Source organism: Neglectibacter sp. X4, from assembly GCF_009917365.1.
Classification (GTDB): Bacteria; Bacillota; Clostridia; order Oscillospirales; family Acutalibacteraceae; genus Acutalibacter.
On sequence record NZ_QWLE01000270.1, the window covers coordinates 1 to 642 of the forward strand.

General features: G+C 36.6%; 1 protein-coding gene. It reads left to right on the forward strand.

Annotated elements, in window-relative coordinates:
- Positions 1-42 precede the first annotated feature (42 nt).
- A complete protein-coding gene (locus D1841_RS18070; RefSeq protein ID WP_160202067.1) occupies positions 43-351 on the forward strand; it encodes a type II toxin-antitoxin system RelE/ParE family toxin in 309 nt (102 codons plus the stop codon).
- Positions 352-642 lie beyond the last annotated feature (291 nt).

Consider the following 642-nt stretch of genomic DNA (forward strand, 5'->3'; position numbering starts at 1 on the left):
ACTCTCTTGATGAAGCGCAGGCGATGCTGGAGGAAAGATTAAATGACATGTAAAGTAACGCTTCTACCAACAGCCTGGGAAGATTTGAAGCGTATAGAGGATTGGTACTATTATCAATTTGGAAAATCTACGGCTTTAAAAGTGTCTTCAACCATTCTTAAAATAATCGGTAGACTGGAGTCATTTCCTGACTCTGGCTCATTAACTCCCGATAAATGGCTGAATGAGCAAGGCTATAGGATGGTCATTTGTGAGAAGCATATTGCAATATATAGACGAATTCAGAATGAGGTTTTTGTTTACCATATTGCTGATACGCGAACGGAGTATACCAAGGTGTTTTACAATTAAATATATGCGTCCCACCGTGGGACGAAACTACGATGAGATATGCGCATTTAGGAAAACGGTTTTTAAAATTACATACTGCTTCATGCATTGAAAATACTCTTCTGAGAGACCATGGATGAACTTTCTTTTGACAAATATAGAGAACTGGCGGTTTTTTTTATAAATATTTCAAAATAATACAATTTATTCCTGTTGAAAACAAAGTGAAAGTGTTGTAAAATAGCCATATAAACATTTATGGGGGTGTAAAGGTTTCGACGGGGGTGTAGAAGCTATATAAGATGCTTACTA